The organism is Paenibacillus sp. Y568 (assembly GCF_059445545.1).
Window position 1 is genome coordinate 1 of sequence record NZ_JCAIUM010000064.1, and the last position, 753, is coordinate 753.

Sequence of the window (753 nt, forward strand, 5' to 3'; positions counted from 1 at the left end):
GGGAAGTCATTCAAAACAAGCGGAGCGAAAAAAGCCAAATAGGAGCATGATGGTTAAGCTACTAAGAGCACACGGAGGATGCCTAGGCGCTAGGAGTCGATGAAGGACGTGGCGAACAACGAAACTGCCTCGGGGAGCTGTAAGCAAGCTTTGATCCGGGGGTGTCCGAATGGGGAAACCCGGCTGTGGTAATACGCAGTCACTCATATCTGAATACATAGGGTATGTAGAGACAGACCAGGGGAACTGAAACATCTAAGTACCCTGAGGAAGAGAAAACAATAGTGATTCCGTCAGTAGCGGCGAGCGAACGCGGATTAGCCCAAACCAAGGAGCTTGCTCTTTGGGGTTGTGGGACGTCTCACATGGAGTTACAAAGGATTGGGTTAGGTGAAGAGGTCTGGAAAGGCCCGGCATAGAAGGTAAAAGCCCTGTAACCAAAAGTCCAATCCCTCCGAGACGGATCCCGAGTAGTGCGGGGCACGTGAAACCCCGTATGAATCCAGCAGGACCATCTGCTAAGGCTAAATACTCCCTAGCGACCGATAGTGAAACAGTACCGTGAGGGAAAGGTGAAAAGCACCCCGGAAGGGGAGTGAAATAGAACCTGAAACCGTGTGCTTACAAAAAGTCAGAGCCCTATTTATGGGTGATGGCGTGCCTTTTGTAGAATGAACCGGCGAGTTACGTTCCCGTGCAAGGTTAAGCTGAGAAGGCGGAGCCGCAGCGAAAGCGAGTCTGAATAGGGCGAAT

Annotated in this window: 1 rRNA gene; it reads left to right on the forward strand. The window is 51.4% G+C overall.

Annotation, left to right across the window (positions count from 1 at the left end):
• Positions 1 to 51 precede the first annotated feature (51 nt).
• Positions 52 to 753: ribosomal RNA gene (locus AC1D7X_RS25810) — 23S ribosomal RNA — on the forward strand; the annotation flags it as partial.